Source organism: bacterium (assembly GCA_021372615.1).
Lineage (GTDB): Bacteria > Armatimonadota > Zipacnadia > Zipacnadales > UBA11051 > JAJFUB01.
The window spans coordinates 46,100-62,025 of the sequence record JAJFUB010000065.1; the positions used below are offsets into that span (position 1 = coordinate 46,100).

At 68.0% G+C, this 15,926-nt stretch carries 13 protein-coding genes; 5 read left to right on the top strand and 8 right to left on the bottom strand.

Features of this window, described 5'->3' with window-relative positions; translation table 11 throughout:
- Window positions 1–22 precede the first annotated feature (22 nt).
- From LLH23_09705 to LLH23_09725, 5 genes are all read right to left on the bottom strand, one after another.
- Window positions 23–1,108: a hypothetical protein gene (locus LLH23_09705; protein ID MCE5238751.1), complete on the bottom strand. Its 1,086-nt coding sequence runs from the start codon at window positions 1,106–1,108 to the stop codon at window positions 23–25.
- A 79-nt stretch (window positions 1,109–1,187) separates the two neighbouring features.
- Entirely contained in the window at window positions 1,188–2,216 is a 1,029-nt protein-coding gene (locus LLH23_09710; GenBank protein MCE5238752.1) for a Gfo/Idh/MocA family oxidoreductase, read from the bottom strand.
- A gap of 180 nt (window positions 2,217–2,396) precedes the next feature.
- Window positions 2,397–3,080: a PIG-L family deacetylase gene (locus LLH23_09715; GenBank protein MCE5238753.1), complete on the bottom strand. Its 684-nt coding sequence runs from the start codon at window positions 3,078–3,080 to the stop codon at window positions 2,397–2,399.
- Between the two features lie 30 nt (window positions 3,081–3,110).
- The gene (locus LLH23_09720) at window positions 3,111–3,455 is read right to left on the bottom strand and encodes a hypothetical protein (GenBank protein MCE5238754.1); all 345 of its coding nucleotides are present in this window, start codon (window positions 3,453–3,455) and stop codon (window positions 3,111–3,113) included.
- A 222-nt stretch (window positions 3,456–3,677) separates the two neighbouring features.
- Window positions 3,678–7,262, bottom strand: coding sequence for a heparinase II/III-family protein (locus LLH23_09725; protein MCE5238755.1), 3,585 nt, complete (start codon window positions 7,260–7,262; stop codon window positions 3,678–3,680).
- A gap of 112 nt (window positions 7,263–7,374) precedes the next feature.
- On the opposite strand from LLH23_09725, the gene LLH23_09730 reads away from it, so the two are divergent.
- Entirely contained in the window at window positions 7,375–8,739 is a 1,365-nt protein-coding gene (locus LLH23_09730) for an SGNH/GDSL hydrolase family protein (GenBank protein ID MCE5238756.1), read from the top strand.
- Here LLH23_09730 and LLH23_09735 read toward each other — a convergent pair.
- From LLH23_09735 to LLH23_09745, 3 genes are all read right to left on the bottom strand, one after another.
- The gene (locus tag LLH23_09735; GenBank protein ID MCE5238757.1) at window positions 8,726–9,088 is read right to left on the bottom strand and encodes a BrnA antitoxin family protein; all 363 of its coding nucleotides are present in this window, start codon (window positions 9,086–9,088) and stop codon (window positions 8,726–8,728) included. The two genes, LLH23_09730 and LLH23_09735, sit on opposite strands and share 14 nt — an antisense overlap.
- 2 nt (window positions 9,089–9,090) lie before the next feature.
- Entirely contained in the window at window positions 9,091–9,357 is a 267-nt protein-coding gene (locus LLH23_09740; protein ID MCE5238758.1) for a hypothetical protein, read from the bottom strand.
- A gap of 140 nt (window positions 9,358–9,497) precedes the next feature.
- The gene (locus tag LLH23_09745) at window positions 9,498–10,514 is read right to left on the bottom strand and encodes a Gfo/Idh/MocA family oxidoreductase (protein ID MCE5238759.1); all 1,017 of its coding nucleotides are present in this window, start codon (window positions 10,512–10,514) and stop codon (window positions 9,498–9,500) included.
- Window positions 10,515–10,655: 141 nt separating this feature from the next.
- Here LLH23_09745 and LLH23_09750 point away from each other — a divergent pair, with 141 nt between their 5' ends.
- The 4 genes from LLH23_09750 (at window position 10,656) to LLH23_09765 (ending at window position 15,461) form a co-directional block, all read left to right on the top strand.
- On the top strand, window positions 10,656–11,447 hold the full coding sequence (locus LLH23_09750) for a sugar phosphate isomerase/epimerase (protein ID MCE5238760.1): 792 nt from the start codon (window positions 10,656–10,658) through the stop codon (window positions 11,445–11,447).
- A gap of 176 nt (window positions 11,448–11,623) precedes the next feature.
- Window positions 11,624–13,540, top strand: a complete 1,917-nt coding sequence (locus LLH23_09755) for an efflux RND transporter periplasmic adaptor subunit (GenBank protein MCE5238761.1) — start codon at window positions 11,624–11,626, stop codon at window positions 13,538–13,540.
- Between the two features lie 11 nt (window positions 13,541–13,551).
- Complete coding sequence (locus LLH23_09760) at window positions 13,552–14,253, top strand: ABC transporter ATP-binding protein (GenBank protein ID MCE5238762.1); 702 nt, start codon at window positions 13,552–13,554, stop codon at window positions 14,251–14,253.
- A complete protein-coding gene (locus LLH23_09765) occupies window positions 14,250–15,461 on the top strand; it encodes an ABC transporter permease (protein MCE5238763.1) in 1,212 nt (403 codons plus the stop codon). The genes LLH23_09760 and LLH23_09765 overlap by 4 nt, the downstream gene beginning before the upstream one ends.
- The last annotated feature ends 465 nt before the right edge of the window (window positions 15,462–15,926 follow it).

Sequence of the window (15,926 nt, forward strand, 5' to 3'; positions counted from 1 at the left end):
CCGTCATCCCGCCATCCCGCCGTCATATCCCCATGAACCCCTGGTGGAAGAGCACCGGCTCGTAGCCGCGTTCGGTGACCCAACGGATCGTCTGGTTCAGCCGCTCCCCGTGCTCGGGGATGTAGCGCGTGTAGAAGGGCCAGAAGTACTGTTCGTGGGTGAACAGGTCCATGATCTCGGCTTTGCGCGGGTTGTCGTACGACGGCTGCAGCGTCGGCTCGATCTGATCGAGCGGCGTGTTGTTGCAGACGATGTCGCAGACCGAGAAGACCAGGCCACTGGCGAAGTCCTTGATCGCCTCGTGGTGGAAGAGCCACTCGGAGCGGTCCTGGTCGAGCCAGTAGTTCACATCGTAGCCCCGGCTGGTGGGGTGGGAGAAGCCCGAGAGCACGCGGATGCCATCGTCGTACATCGCCTTCCAGGCTTCCGGCGGCACCATGCCCCAGTGGATGACCGTCGGCTGGGCCAGCGTCGCCTCGCCGGCGAGGCGGACGATCTGCTCCTCGACCATGTGCTTGTCGGCCAGCAGCGTCTCGGCCGAGGCGTACTGGTACGGCCGGTCGGGCAGGTTCGACTTGGCGTGGAAGGCCAGCACCAGCCAGTCGGCGTTGTCGGCGAACTCGCCCTGGTAGCGGTCAGGGAAGTCCACCAGGAAGAACGGGTTGTCCGGGTTGTCATCGGTCTGCGAGTAGATGTTGAGCGTGAACTTGGCGCCATACTCGCGGTGCAGGCCCCGCAGGATGTCCAGGTAGAAGCAGTCGAACAGCGAGGCATACTGCTGCTGGTAGACATCGCGCAGCCAGAAGCTGTTGTCATCAATCGAGAAGCGGTAGCGCGGGCGGGAGTTGCGGTCCCACACGATGCGGACCGTGTGCTGCTGATCCCCGAAGGTGCCGTGGTAGGCGGCGTTAATGTCCTGCTCGATCTCGGTGACGAGCACCTCGGCACAAAAGCGGCCATTGGCGACCCTGGCCGGCACGCCATTGACGGTGACGGCGCCATGGGGCGGGGCGCTGCCGGTAACGGTCAGGCGCAGGCCCTGGTCGTCCTGCGTGCCCCAGCGGCGGTTGACGACGGCGCCATGGATCGGGTCCTCGATGTGCAGCATGTTGGCTCATCCTCAGGTTCGTGATGGAGTAACGACGGGGGAGAGTTCGCCGGCCGGAAGCGTCATCCTGCCCGGCGGGTCATGAGGCCGCGAGGCGCTGCATCAGCGCCTCCCAGTCCGCGTCGTCAAAGTCGGCCGGCAGGTCAATCCGCCGGCCCTCAAAGAGCGACTGCTCGGCAGCGAACAGCGCCTCGAAGACCGGCTGCTCGATCTCCAGCCGCGTGCGGTGGGGCACACCCTCCTCGAGCAGGGCAACGACGGCGCGGGTCAGCTCGCGCTGGCCCAGGTTGTGGTTGTCCGGATCGGCTTCATGCCGCACGGGGTCGGCCATCCCGGCGGTCTGGTACCAGTAGCTGGCCAGTTGCATGACCGACAGCCGGCCCTGCGTGCCATGGAACTCCAGGTGGCAGTTGAACCCCCGCGCGTCGCCGGGGGTACCGACGGCAAGGGGGTCGCAGTCGAAGACCACGCGGACGTTACCGGGGAACCAGTACTCGGCCAGCAGGTGCTGGGGGGCGAGGTGGGTGCGCTGGTAGCCCTCATCGCTGCGGCCGTAGCCCATGGCCCAGACGGCTTCCGGCCGGGCCTCGTTCAGGAAGCACAGCAGCCAGTCCATCAGGTGGGGGCCCATGCCCATGAGGTTGCCCCGGGTGCTGCAGCGGACGAAGTACAGGTCGCCCAGGCGCTCGTGGATGATCGCGTGCAGCTCGCCGCTCGTGGCCTCGGGGAAGTAGCGCCGTTGGCTGTTGGTCAGGATGTGCAGACCGGTGCGCCGCTCGATGTCCGCCAGCGCCCGCAGGTCGCCCGGCCGTATGGCGATGGGCTTCTCGAGGATCACGGCCCGAACGCCCGCCGCCGCGGCCGCCTCGACCTCGGCCACACGCCGCGTCGGGTTGGTGACGATGTGCACAACCTCCGGCCGGGCCTCGGCCAGCGCGGTCGCGTAGTCCTGGTAGACGGCTGGGATGTCGAACTCCGTGGCGAAGGCCTGCCCGCGCTCGGGGTCCAGCTCGCAGCAGGCGACCAGTTCCATCCCCTCGACCTGCGGATAGACGCAGGCGTGCCAGTGGGCGCGGGCCCCGCAGCCCAGAATCATGGCTCGATGCATGTCATGCCTCGTGTGGTGGTGGGTGAGTGACAGGGCAGGCACATCAGCCGTGCCAGTGCTCTGTCGCGTGATCGGTCATGTCGGGCCAGCAGCACGGGCGGCCTCGCCCGCGCGCGATGGGAACGGGCAGGCGAGGCCGCCTGCCCTACTGGGCCCCGGGGCTGCCCCCCTCAGCACGCCCTACCGCGTCACGTCCGGGAAATCGTGCAGCACCGACTTGCCGGTGACCCAGAAGCTCTGCGAGGCCGGGGCGTTGGTCGCCCGGATGGCCTCCGCCTCGTCCACGAAGCTCTGTCGGTCGCGGCCGAACAGCACGTGCTGGGAGGTCTGTGTGGCGAGCGTCAACTGGCGCACATGGGCGAAGCCCGTCACATCCCACACCAGGTCCGGCGGGCGGGCGCCCATGTTCTTGTAGTACCACACGTGCGGGGTGCGCCAGGGCTCGCCCAGCGCGGCCGAAACGGGCTGGCCGCCCTGCCACGCTGCCTCCAGGCTCACGTCGTGGGTCGCCAGGTGGTCGCGATGGGTGTCCACCGAGCCCTGCGTGAAGATGGCGTCGGGGCGCTCGGCGCGGATGGCCGCCAGCACCCGCAGGAACGTCTCCTTGTCATTGGTCAGGCCCATGTCGGGGATACCGAAGCTGATCCGGCGCGTGCCCATGACCTCGTCGGCCGCGACAGCCTCCTGGCGGCGCAGCTCTACGATGCTGTCGCGCATGGAGGGGTCCGGATAGCCCTCGCAGCCGTCGGTCATCAGGGCGATGACGACATCCACCCCCAGCGAGGCCATCTTGGCCATGCTCGGGGCCATGACCAGTTCATCGTCAGGGTGAGCGGCAAAGACCATGACGCGGCGGTAGTTCATACAGGTCTCCGATGCGGGGGCTGCCCCCCCCTACCCGAACTTCATGCACGCCACACGGCCGGTGCCGTCCACGGTGAAGTGGTTGCGCACGCAACTGCAGCACACGCCCTTGCGCTCGCACGGGTCGTAGGTGCACTTGCAGAACTCCTTGTTGCGCGCCTGGTTGGTCGCGCACGTCTTGGCCGCCTGCAGCGCCAGGCCCATCGTGTCGGGGTTGCGCTTGGCCCCGCGCATGCAGGCGTTGGGCTTGCCCGCGGCGTAGTGGGCCTGCACGCACTCGCAGCAGATGCCGCGGTTGCCACAGTCAGTGTTCGTGCAGGGGCACATCTGCAGGTTCAGCTCGTAGTTCGCGCAATCGGCTGGCAGCGTCGGCATGGTTGTCTCCCTGGGCCTGAGTGTGAATATGAAGCAGTGAGAGTCCTGGCGTAGTGCGGGCTTTCAGTTGTGGTGCGGGCTTCCAGCCCGCCGAAGGTCGGGGCGTGGGGCCCTAGGCGGGCTGGAAGCCCGCACTACCCTCCCAAGGGGCTCCATCCCTCCATCCCTCCATCCCTCCATCCCCTCATCCCCTCATCCCCTCATCCCGCGCTCCCGGCCCGCCTACTTCTCCGGCACGGACACCTCGGCCTTCGTCATGGTGTCCACCTGGTAGACGCCGGGGCGCAGGCGCGTGACGAAGGTGGCGCAAGGGATGCGGCAGGTGTCGCCGGGGCCCATGTCCATGACCCAGAGCTGGTTGCGGCCGTCGCCGTTGGCGTCCTTGTAGAGGTCGGCCAGCTTCTGGCCCCCGGTGCGCAGCTTCAGCCTCGTGCCACTCACCGACTCGATCAGCAGCGCCTGCGACTTGTCCTCGTTGTAGAGCCAGCGGCCCTGCTGCTGGTCATTTTGGATCTTGCCGTAGCCCGACAGCGGGCCCACCGCCTCGACCGTGCCGGCAGCCTCATCCAGCGCCTTCACCGCGTCCATGCGCACGATCGGCAGGATGTCCCCGAAGCCGACGATGGTCCGGCCCTGTTCCACCCGCGCCGACTTGATCGTGTAGCTGCACCGCGCGAGGTCGTTGCCGAAGGTGATGACGCGGTCGAGGAAGGGCTGCATCTCAGGCAGCGCCACGTCGAGCGTCACTTCGTTGCGGGCGAAGTCCACACTGACGACCTTGCCCTGCGGACAGGGGGCGGCCTGGAGGGCGAACTTGCCGCAGGAGAGCTTGCCGCCATTGGCCAGCATCGCGCGCTTGACGCCCTCGGCATCCAGCGTGACGAGGGCGAATTCCGCCTGCGCCGCGAAGGGCGTCGGACCGCCGGACCACGCGGTCTCGGCCGAGCCGTCCAGGGCGCTGTGGACCAGGTCGGTCTCGCCCTCGCGCTGGACCATGACGCCGACCGACTCGGGCGGCGCGTCCTTGGCGGAGAGCAGCGCGACCTGCCGCACGGCGGCGGCACCCACGTGCGGCTCGACCACGGCCACGTACCTGGACACCATGCCGGACTCGGTCGGCTTGTTGCGCCCGACGAGGTACTTGATGGTGCGCGGGTTGCCCGGCTGGGCCTCCGGCTCACCGTCGCAGACGATGACTTCCTGCGTGCTGCCCTGCGGGACGTGCAGCGTGACGTTCAGGTCGTCTGCCGGATCGCGCCAGTTGGCGGTCCAGTCCGGTGTTGCCGGCATCTTCTCTCCGTCGTGGAACGTGACGCCGGCCGGCTTCATGCGCTGCACACTGAACAGGCCCTGGAAGCCGCTGCTGACGTTGAGGGTGGACGTCGGCTGCGCGGCGTCGAGGTTCCTGCTGATGACCAGACGGTTGAGCATGACGTAGTTCTGGCTGCTCGTCAGCACCTTGATCTTCAGTGAGTCAGCCACCTGCGGCAGCTCCACGATCTGGCCCATCCACGTATAGTCCTTGCGGTCCGTGGTGGTGATCTTCAAGGGGATCGTGGCGCCGCCCATGGTCAGCTCCAGGTCGCTCGTGGAGGGCTTGTGGTCCCAGAACTGCGCCAGCAGCTTGTACTTGCCGGGCGGCAGCGAGGGCAGCCTGGCGGTCAGTTCGCTGCCGATCTTGTAGGTCACCACGCCCTGCACGTGCGGCGTGAAGCCCTCCTTGCCCATCTCGCCGTAGGGACGAGTCCCTGTCACGACCCCGGTCGCGTCTGCCAGCGACACGGCCACATCCCCCTGGGCCGCTCGCTCCGGCGGGCGCTTGCCGTAGGGCACGTCCGGGCCGGCCAGCGTTCCCTGCTTCTGCGGCGCCGAGAGCGCGCCGCCCTGGATCGCGAACTCCGGGACGATCGGCCCGTGGAAGCACCAGTCGTGCTGGCTGCCGCCCCGCACGCGCCAGATGTCGAGCAGGTACGAGCGCTCGGGCGACAGGTCAATGAGCGCGCTGGTGCGGCGGTACAGTGAGACGCGGCCGGGGTAGGCATTGTCGGCCGAGGCGTCCACGAGTTGCACCTGCGGCGTGCCCAGGAGTGTGTTGAGCGCGCCGCGGTAGTACGTCAGTTGCGGCAGCTCGTCCACCATCACGCAGTAGTGCCGCACGGTATCGGCGCGGCGCCACTCGTAGAAGTCGGGTCGGGTGAAGGGTGTCGGGTAGCCGTCGTCGGGCAGGACCGCGTGGCCGAGCGCGAACATCTCGATGTTGAGTCGATCGGCGTGGCCGTGGCCGCCGGTGGCGTCGCCATAGTAGAGGCTCAGGCCGCGCCGGTTGTCACCGCTGCCGGCCTCCAGGAGGGCGCAGCCGTAGCCGCCCAGGTCGCGCGTCTTGAGCGCCGGGGTCGGGACGGCCTGGTCGGCGGCCTGCATGGCTTTGGCTTCATCGAAGTAGTCGTGGAACAGGTTGCGGGAGGTCGCGCCGATGTCCTTGAGGAGGCGGGCATACTTCGCCTCCCCGTAGTGCATGAAGGCCCGGCCCTGCAGCTCGGCCGACAGGGCCACGGGGCCGCCGCCCTTGGAGCCGCCGGAGTCGCCGATGGAGGGGCACCACTTGCCGGCCACGACGAGATTCGGCCCGATCTCGGCCATGTTGCGGAGTTTGGGGTTGGCCCAGATGTCCAGCCCCAGGCGCGGGAGCAGGTCGGCGACCTCATAGAAGTGGACGCCCCAGCCGGTCGAGTACCCCGGCGCGGATTCCGCCCCGATGCCCTCGCGCTGGAAGCCGTTCCACAGCAGGTCCTCCAGCCGCCCGCCCCCGCTCATCAGCCAGTCGGCCATCTCCTTGGTCGTCGGCCCGCGCGTGGCGTCCTGGTTGTCCAGCACGATGGCCAGGTTGGCCAGGGTGATCTGGTGCATGCCCATGTTGCCGGCCACATAGCCGCGCATCACGTCCCTGGCCATGATGAACAGCATGTCCTCGATCGTCTTGCGAGCGTCGTCCACACCGCGAGCCTTCAGGAAGGCGGCGAGTTCCGCGTCCCCGGCCAGGGCGGGGACGATGCCGTCGTAGGCCAGCGTGATCCGGCTGTCATCCCCGGTGCTCCAGATGTAGTCGGAGATGCGGCCGTTCACCCCGAACCGGCCCTCGTGGTAGCACTGCTCCGGGTAATTGAAGCGGTCGTACATGCTGCCGATCTTGGCGAGCATGAGGCCGCACTTGTGGGCATAGACGGGATCGCCGCTGACGAGGTACGCCTGGCTGAGGGCGTTCAGGGAGCCGAGGATGTCGCGGTTCCAGCGCTGCCAGAAGACATAGTAGGGGACGAAGAAGTAGCGCCGCCCGTCCCGCTTGTCCAGCCAGCCGAGGCCGTGGTCGGTCGGCTCGGGGCCCTCGTCGGGCTTGCCCTTGAGGCCTTCGGTGTTCCAGGGCTGGAAGTCGTTCTTGGGGAAGACGCCGTGGCAGACGGGGCACTCGACCTTGAAGGGCCGCTCGCGGCTCATCAGCCACGGGTAGTGCCCGGCCCGGCGGTTGACCTCATCACCGCAGACGGGGCAGTCGTGGGCGATGCAGACATTGATGGCACGGAGTTGCTCGGGCGGCGGGATGAAGTCCCACAGCTCCTGGTCGGACATCTGCCGGAGCCAATCGCAAGCCTTCACGACCCCGGCGGCCTGGTCCCGGGCCCACTGCTGGGTCTCCAGCTTCTGCTTCAAGCCGGCCATGAAGGCCTCGTCGTAGAACGTGCGGCGGTCCTTGGCCCACAGCGGCAGGGCCACGAGCAGAGCCAGACAGATCACGAGCAGGAGGCGTTCCATGGGCTCCTTCCCCAAAGGCAAGGCTGCGCGGCAGTTCGCCCTCCAAGGGATCGGCCCCTCCCCGGCGAAATGGGTGAGCCGTCGCCTGCAGATGCTTCCGGAGGTCCCATCCATGCCTCGCGCACTCCCGGTGGTGCTCGCCATGCTCTCGCTCGCCTCGACGCTGACGTATGCCGCCGACCCGGCGCCCCAGTTCCAGTCCGGTGACGTCGTCGCCCTGATCGGTGACAGCATCACCCATGGCCGCAAGTGGCACCGCTATGTGTACTCGTACTACCTCACGCGCTTCCCCGACCGCCAGGTGCGGTTCGTGAACGAGGGCATCGCCGGCGACTCGGCTGGTGGGGCGCTGCGGCGGCTGGACTGGGACATCCTGCCCAACCAGCCCAACGCCGCCGTCATCTTCCTGGGCATGAACGACGTGGGCCGGGGCTACTACAAGGTAAACGCCGACGAGCGCACGATCGCGGCCCGGCAGACGGCCCTGGACAACTACCGCAAGAACATGGACGAGCTGGCCGCGAAGCTGCAGGCCGGTGGCGTCAAGAAGCTGTGGTTCTTCACCCCCTCACCATACGACGACACGGCGCAACTGGAGTCCGAGAACTTCCCGGGTGTGAACGGGGCGTTAGCCCAGTGCGGCCGCTTCGGCGCCGAGTTGGCCGCCAAGTACGGCGGCGCGGTCATTGACCTCAACGGGCCGATGACGGCCCTGAACCTGGAGCACCAGAAGGCCGATCCGAAGTTCACAATCATCGGTCCGGACCGCGTGCACCCGGGCGATGTCGGCATGATGGTCATCGCCTACACCGTGCTGCGGGCTCAGGGCGCCCCGGCGCTGGTGTCCAAAGTGTCGGTGGACGGGCCCAAGGTGACGGCTGACAACGCCACGGTCACGAACCTGAAGCAGACGCCGGAGGGCGTGAGCTTCGACTGCCTGGCCAAGGCGCTGCCGTGGCCCATCGAGGCCTCGGCGCACGCGGCGCTGGCGTTGGTCCCGCTGGAGGCCGATCTGGACCAGGAGAAGCTGATGGCCACGCTACCGGCGGGGGAGTACCGGCTGCTGATCGAGGGGCAGGAAGTGGGTCGCTACGACGCCGCCGCTCTGGCGGCGGGGATCAACCTGGCCCGCAACGACAAGACGCCGCAGTACCAGCAGGCCTGGAAGCTCTGGCAGGCCAACGAGCAACGCTCCGCGCTGGAGGTGCGTATTCGCACGTACGCCCAGATACGCACGATCCTGGTGGCCGGCAAGGTGAACGAGGATGACGAGGCGGCGGTGGACGCCTGCTTTGCCAGCTTCCTCGAACGCGTCGGGGAGAGCATGAGGCCGTACTTCAGCGGCCAGATCAAGGTCTACAAAGCAACGCGCCCGGAGTTGGCCAGCATCCGGGCGCAGATAGACACCTTGCAGCAGTCCCTGTGGCAACTGAACCAGCCCCAGACGCTGCACTACGAGCTGGTCAGGGCGCAGTAGCGGCGGCCCTGGCCTCTTTGGCGGCCGCCTTCTTCATGGCCGCCCCACGCTTCTTCATCGCCGCGGCGCGCTTGAAGCTCTTGACGCCCTGCCGCAGTATCTCGCGCATGAGGGCCTGGTAGGGCACGTCGTGCTCCTCCGCGATGGCCTTCAGGTCGGCGCGCAACTCGTCATCCACGCGAATGGAGAGCATCCGCTTGCGGGGGCGGTTGGTAACGTGGAAGACGAAGTCGGCCTTCACCGTGAAGTACTCCGAGGGGTCGTGCGTGTCCCAGAATAGCAGCTCCTCTTCCTCGGACGCGAAGTTGGGCAGCACCTTTGGCTCCCGCGTGACCATATCCCTTCTCATCGTCAATTGCCTCTCATTCGGCGGTGCCTGGCCTTCGCTGCGGCCCCGGTGGGCTCGAAAGCCGTGAGGATACGCCCGACGCCCCGACCCTCATGGGCGACGATCACCCAGAGACGTCGTCCATCGTCAGTCTTGCCGGGAATACCATACCGCGGCTCCGGCGTCCAGTTGCGCGAGCCATCCGGCGCCGAGTGCACCGACATCCACACTTCCGTGCTATGTGCCGCCTCCAGCGCCTCCTCGACCGTCACATCGTGTTTCTCCAGCATGTGTCTGGCGGCGCCCGCGGAAATCCGGAACTCGACGACCCTCGGACTCATGTCTCGTCCCCCGTATGTGCAGTCTAGCCGCTGTGCTGCACAATGTCAATACACAAACGTCAATACGTAGATGTCAATACATACCGGCGCTACCGCTTCACCGCCACCGGCGCCCCGCCCTGGGCCGCCGACTCGTCTATCGCCAGGCACACCCGGGCCGTCTCGATGGCATGCGGCACGCTTGGGTCACCGTCGCGGCCCTCCTGGATACGGTCGAGGAAGTGCGCGATCTCAGCCGTGAAGGGGTGGTGGGACACCGCGCCGCTGTCGGGGGTAACGCACGGCAGGCTGACCCAGTCGCTTTGCGCCGGGAAGGCGCGCTTGCTCCAGAAGCGGTCCTGACGGCTCATGCCCTCGCTGCCGATCACCTCGATGTTGAACTGGTACGGTCCGGGCGCATCGAAGCAGACTGAGATGCGCCCCACCCCCCCACTGGCCAGCTTCAGCGCCGCCGAAATGGTCGTGTCGTAGTCGAAGCCCTCCAGGCGATGCGTCGCGTAGGCGCTCACGCTGACGATGTCGCCGGCGAGATGCCGGGCGAGGTCCACGGCATGGCTGCCGCCGGCCAGGACGGCGCTGCCGGTGAACTCGCGCCGGGCCAGCCAGCGGTCGGCGCTGATGATCTCGCCGACCCCGTGCCAGTAGTCGGTCTGCACGAAGAAGACCTCGCCATAGGCGCCCGCTTCCTGCAGGCGGGTGAGGTTCGCCACCAGGGGGTTCCAGCGCAGCACGAAGCTGCACAGGGTCGTGAGGCCCGACCCGCGCAGGGCCTGCTCCAGCTCGTCCAGCTCCGTGTGGTGGATGCCCGGGGGCTTCTCGAGCAGGATGTGTTTGCCCGCCCGGGCCGCGGCGACAGCCTCGGCGGCATGGCAGAAGTTGGGGGAGGTGATGGACAGGGCCTGCACGCGCGAGTCACTGAGCAGTGCCTCATAGTCGGGGTAGATCGTGCAATCCAGGCCCAGCTCGGCCACGAACCTCTCGGCGCTGGCGCGCGTGCGGCTGGTTACCCCGACGATCTCACACCGCGGATCGCGCAGATAGGCCCGCGCGTGCTCATAGGCCACCATCCCGCAGGAGTTGATGGCGACACCGATCTTGGCAGACATGCTGGTCACTCCTCTCTGAGAGCCGAAGGGTTCACTGCCCGGCGGGGTCTTCCCTCTGCAGGACAGCCCCCCTGCGCGCGGAATTGATCCCAGAGGGGGCCACCGCCCCCAACCGGCCAACCCACGAGAAGGAGCCATGCCATGCGCCTGGGCTGCCATGTCTATGTCTTCAGCGAGTACGGGTACGACCAAGCCGCACAACTCGACGAGGTTTGGGATATGGTGGCCGACTGCGGCTACCCGGCCATTGAGATCCACGCCCCCATGCTCGAGCGCCCCGATTGGTACGAGGCCATCATGGCGGCGCAGGAGCGCACGGGCCTGCAGATCATCGGCGGCTCGAACGGGGGCAACCTGACCGATGCGGCCGAGTGGGACGCCCTGCGGCGCAAGATGGACGAGTACACGCAGAAGCTGGCCCGGCTGGACTCGCCCAAGTGCGGGTTCACGGCCACCGGCGTGCGCGCCGCCGAACGGACCGATGCGCAGAGCGCGCAGGTCGTGCGGGCCTGGACGGAGCTGGCGCAGATGTGCCAGGCGCGCGGCGTGGAGCTCAACTACCACACCCACGGCGAGCCCATAGCGGACGTGCAGTTCGTCATCGACCATGTGCCGGCCGACCTGCTGCCGCTGGGGCCGGACCTGGACTGGCTCCGCTTCGGCGGGATTGACCCGGAGGCGTTCCTGCGGGCCCACGCCGACCGGCTGGTGATGCTGCACATCCGCGATTACCACCTGGGCGGCAGCCGCACCTTCGCCCTGGGCGAGGGGGATGCGAACTACCCGCACCTGAAGACCGTGCTGGAGCAGATCGGCTTCGGCGGCGACTTCGTGGTGGAGCTGGCCACGCCCCCGGGAGTGCCGCGCGACCGCGACCTGCGCGAGATCCTGCGCACCTCGCGCGAGCACGTGCGGGCGACAGTCGGGCTGTAGCTGCCTGCCCCGCAGGTCCGCTGTGAAACAAACACAATTGTTTAGGTGTCAAAGGTCTCCACGGGGGGGGAGGCGAATGTACATAGCAGTTGTGCCGCCCGCACCGGGCAGCGCCCCGTAGCAGCCATCGTGATCGGGCGCCGGGCCCGGGCCCTCAACCCCACAGGTGAGCGTACATGACACGAAAGCGCATCCTGGCCGCAATCATCCTCGTCGCCGTCATCGGGGGCGGGATATGGTTCTGGCGCAAGTCAGCGGCTGCCAAGGCGGAGGCCGAGGAGCCGGAAACCGAGACCGCCACGGTCGAGCGCAAGGACCTGGCGGTCACCGTCTCGGCCAGCGGCGTACTTGAGCCGCTGACGACGGTGGAGGTCAAGTCGCGCTCCGGCGGCGAGATCAAGCGGCTCTTTGTCGAGGCCGGGGACGTCGTCCGCGCCCAGCAGTTGCTGGCGCAGATTGACCCGACGCAGATTCAGAGCAAGGTAGACCAGGCGGCGGCCACGGTCGCGTCCGGCCGGGCGAAGGCCACCCAGGCGAAGCTGGACGCGGCCCTGCAGGTGACGAAGACCTCGACGGACATCACCAAGTCCGTGGCGGCCGTCGAGGCTGCCCGGGCCAGCGTGGCGGAGGTCGCCGAACAACTGCGCCAGGACCGACAGACCACGCAGCAGGCCGTCCAGCAGGCCGAGGCCAGCCTGCAGGCGGCCCGCGCGCGCTATGCCCAGGCCCAGGCCGAAGCCGAAGCCGAGCCCGAGTTGCAGAGCGCCCAGGTGGCCAGCGCCAAGGCCGCGCTGGAAGCCGCGCGGCAAAACCTGGCGAAGGTGAAGGCCGGCCCGCGCGCCCAGGAGATTGCGCAGGGGCAGGCCGCGCTGCGCAACGCCGAGGCCGCCGTGCGCAACGCCGAGGCCACGCTCAAGCGCCAGCGCGCGCTGCTGGAGAAGGGGTTCGTGTCGCGCCAGGCCACCGACGACGCGCAGAAGGCCTACGACCAGGCGGTCGCGCAGCGGGACTCGGCCGATGAAGCGCTCAAGCTGCTCCAGGCCGGCAACCGCCCCGAGGAAATCGCCCAGGCCGAGGCCGAGGCGGCGCGGGCTGAGGCCTCCCTGCGGACCGCCAACGCGAACACGGTGCAGGTGCAGCTCAAGCAGGGGGACGTGGAGGCCACGCGACAGGCCATGCACGAGGCGGCCGCCGCCCTGGAGACGGCCAAGGCGCAGCGCAACAACGTGCAAGTGCGGCAGAAGCAACTGGAGGCGGCACAGGCCTCGGTACGCCAGGCGGAGGCGGCCCTGGCGGCCGCCCGCGCCAACCGCCTGCAGGATGCCGCCAGCCGCCAGTCCGTGCGGGCCTCCCTTGCCGACCTGCGCAAGCAGACGCTCCAGCTCAGCGAGGCCGCGACTGACCTGAGCTACACCAACGTCTACGCCCCGCGCAGTGGCGTCATCATGCAGAAGTTCGTCGAAGAGGGCAGCGTCGTCCCGGCCGGCACAGCGGCCCTGAAAGAGGGCACCGGCATCGTCTCCATCGCCGACATCAGCCAGATGTTCGTGCTCGCCGAGGTGGATGAGGCCGACATGGCGGGCGTCAAGGTCGGTCAGTCAGCGGACGTGACCGCCTCGGTGCTGCCCGACCGCAAGCTCCCTGCCCATGTCGTCAAGATCTTCCCGATGGGGCAGGAAGACCAGAACGTCGTGCGGTTCCAGGTGCGGGTGCAGATTGACGACCCGCCGGCCGAGCTGCGGCCGGGAATGACCGCCGATGTGACGGTGCACGTCGCCGAGCGCAAGCAGGTCCTCGTCGTGCCGGATACGGCGATTACGCGGTCGAAGGGCAAGGCGAGCGTGGACGTCATGGGCGCCAATGGGCAGACCGAGACGCGCGAAGTCCAGGTCGGGTTGAGCAACTGGGAGGACACGGAGATCGTGTCCGGTCTGCAGGAAGGCGAGACGGTGGTCATCCCGCCGCCGCCGGGGACCGAGTTCCCGTGGATGTCAGGCGCGAAGGGCGCCAAGGGCGCCAAGGGCAGCAAGGACCAGCAGAACCAGCGCACCAAGGGCCGCATGATGATGCAGTTCCGGAATCGAGGCCGCTAGTGGCGGAACCGCTGATCAATGTCTCTGCGCTGGTGAAGACCTATGGCATCGGCGACGCCACCGTGCACGCCCTGGCGGGGGTGGACTTGCACATCGCCGCCGGGGATTTCGTGGCCGTCATGGGCCCCTCGGGCTCGGGCAAGACCACCTTCATGAACATCATCGGCTGCCTGGACCGCCCGACCAGCGGCTCATACCGCCTGAAGGACGAGACGGTAGAGACGCTGTCGGATGACCGTCTGGCCCAGATCCGCAACCGCCACATCGGCTTTGTCTTCCAGAACTTCAACCTCCTGCCCAGCGAAACGGCTCTGCAGAACGTGGAGTTGCCGCTGCTGTACGCCGGGGCGAGTGACCGGCTGGGGCCGGCGCACGAGGCCCTGGACCGCGTCGGCCTCGCCGACCGGGCCCATCATCGGCCCACCGAATTGTCCGGCGGGCAGCAGCAGCGGGTGGCGATTGCGCGGGCCCTGGTCCTCAAACCCGCGCTCATTCTCGCCGACGAGCCGACCGGCGCCCTGGACTCCCACACCGGCAGCGAGATCATGGACCTGTTCTGCGAGCTCAATGCGCAGGGCATCACCCTCATCACGGTCACACACGACTCACGCGTGGCGGCCCGGGCCCGGCGCCTGGTGGAGTTCCTGGACGGCCGGGTGGTCAGTGACAGCGCCGTGTCCAACGGGAACGGAGGAGGGGGAGGCGAGGCATGAACATCACCGAGGCGATCCGCGTCGCGCTGCGCGGGCTGATCGGCAACAAGCTGCGATCCTTCCTGACGATGCTGGGCATCATCATCGGCGTGGCCGCCGTCATCATCGTGGTCGCCATTGGGCAGGGCCTGAAGAAGGAGACGCTCCAACGCATCGAGCGGATGGGCACCAACCTGCTGATGGTCAACCCCGGGCCCTCACGGCGCAGTGGGGTGAGCAGTGAGATCACGGTCATCAACCTCGAGGAGGAGGACGCCAAGGAGATTCAGGCCAAGGTGAAGGGCATCCGGGGTGTGTCGCCGGAGGTGCAGGGCCGCGTGCAGGCCAAGTACCGCAGCCGCAACACCAACACGCGCCTGATCGGCAGCACCACCCCTTACCCCGAGGTCCGCAACTGGAAGGTCGCGGAGGGGCGGTTCTTCACCGACACGGAGATCCGCGGGCGCGCCCGGGTGTGCGTCCTGGGCAAGGAAGTCGTGGACGAGCTATTCTACGGCCGGCCCTGCATCGGCGAAGTCGTGCGCCTCAAGGGTCTGCCCTTTGAGGTGATCGGCACGGCGGCCGAGGTGGGCGGGTCCTGGGGCAATCCTGACAACCAGGTGCTCGCGCCGCTGACGACGGTGGAGCAGCGCGTCCTGGGCCTGGATCATCTCACCGGCATCGGCGTCTCGGCGGTCAGCACGGACGCGGTGGACAAGGTGGAGCGCGGCATCGAGGTGCTGCTGCGCCGCCGCCACAAGCTGCGCACCGGCCAGCCCAACGACTTCAACATCATGAAGCAGTCCATGTTCATCCAGGACATGGCCGAGGCCGGCGAGACCATGACCAAGCTGCTGGGCAGCATCGCCCTGGTATCGCTGCTGGTCGGCGGTGTGGGCATCATGAACATCATGCTGGTGTCGGTCACGGAGCGCACGCGCGAGATCGGCGTCCGCAAGGCCGTGGGCGCCCGCAAGAAGGACATCCTGGCCCAGTTCCTGATCGAGTCGCTGGTGCTCAGCGTCATCGGCGGCCTGATCGGGGTGATCGTCGGGGTGGGGGTGTCGGTGCTGCTGGGCCGCAGCGGCGCGGGCTGGTCCACGATCATCTCCCCCTTCTCCATCGTCGAGGCTTTCCTCTTCGCCGGCGTGGTCGGCATCTTCTTCGGTCTGTGGCCCGCCAAGAAGGCCGCGGACATGGACCCAATCGTGGCACTGCGCTACGAGTGACGGCCCCAGCTCCTAGACCACAGGCCAGGGCGTGACTCCTGGTTGCCGGCTGGTGGCCTGGGGCGGAGAGGTCTGGCGGGGCGGGGGTCGTGGCGTCCGCAGGACGCTCGGCGGTGCACAACACCGCCCCTCAGCCCGGCGTTTCAACGCCGGGAAGGAGCGCCCCCCTCTTGCTCAGAAATGCCTTCCGTCCGCAGGCCCGGCGCGGGCACAGACGTTCGCCGGGCGTTCCGCCGACCGTCCTGCGGACGGAACGGAACGACCAACCTGAAGGGGGGAAAGACGCACACCGGCCCGGACGCTGAAGGTTGTGTTCAGAAAGTCGCCGGCGGGACTCCTCAGACGCTGTCATCTGTGCTAGACTTGGGCATCACGGCAGCACAGGACACAGGATGCGCGGCACAGTGAAGCCGGTACAGCAACCGTTGTGGGCCACGCCCGTGCCCGATACCTCGCGGCATCGCC

Bases quoted from the DNA above. Each gene is read 5' to 3' on its own strand.
- LLH23_09705 (MCE5238751.1), bottom strand. From the start codon at position 1,108: ATGCTGCACATCGAGGACCCGATCCATGGCGCCGTCGTCAACCGCCGC.
- LLH23_09710 (MCE5238752.1), bottom strand. From the start codon at position 2,216: ATGCATCGAGCCATGATTCTGGGCTGCGGGGCCCGCGCCCACTGGCAC.
- LLH23_09715 (MCE5238753.1), bottom strand. From the start codon at position 3,080: ATGAACTACCGCCGCGTCATGGTCTTTGCCGCTCACCCTGACGATGAA.
- LLH23_09720 (MCE5238754.1), bottom strand. From the start codon at position 3,455: ATGCCGACGCTGCCAGCCGATTGCGCGAACTACGAGCTGAACCTGCAG.
- LLH23_09725 (MCE5238755.1), bottom strand. From the start codon at position 7,262: ATGGAACGCCTCCTGCTCGTGATCTGTCTGGCTCTGCTCGTGGCCCTG.
- LLH23_09730 (MCE5238756.1), top strand. From the start codon at position 7,375: ATGCCTCGCGCACTCCCGGTGGTGCTCGCCATGCTCTCGCTCGCCTCG.
- LLH23_09735 (MCE5238757.1), bottom strand. From the start codon at position 9,088: ATGAGAAGGGATATGGTCACGCGGGAGCCAAAGGTGCTGCCCAACTTC.
- LLH23_09740 (MCE5238758.1), bottom strand. From the start codon at position 9,357: ATGCTGGAGAAACACGATGTGACGGTCGAGGAGGCGCTGGAGGCGGCA.
- LLH23_09745 (MCE5238759.1), bottom strand. From the start codon at position 10,514: ATGTCTGCCAAGATCGGTGTCGCCATCAACTCCTGCGGGATGGTGGCC.
- LLH23_09750 (MCE5238760.1), top strand. From the start codon at position 10,656: ATGCGCCTGGGCTGCCATGTCTATGTCTTCAGCGAGTACGGGTACGAC.
- LLH23_09755 (MCE5238761.1), top strand. From the start codon at position 11,624: ATGACACGAAAGCGCATCCTGGCCGCAATCATCCTCGTCGCCGTCATC.
- LLH23_09765 (MCE5238763.1), top strand. From the start codon at position 14,250: ATGAACATCACCGAGGCGATCCGCGTCGCGCTGCGCGGGCTGATCGGC.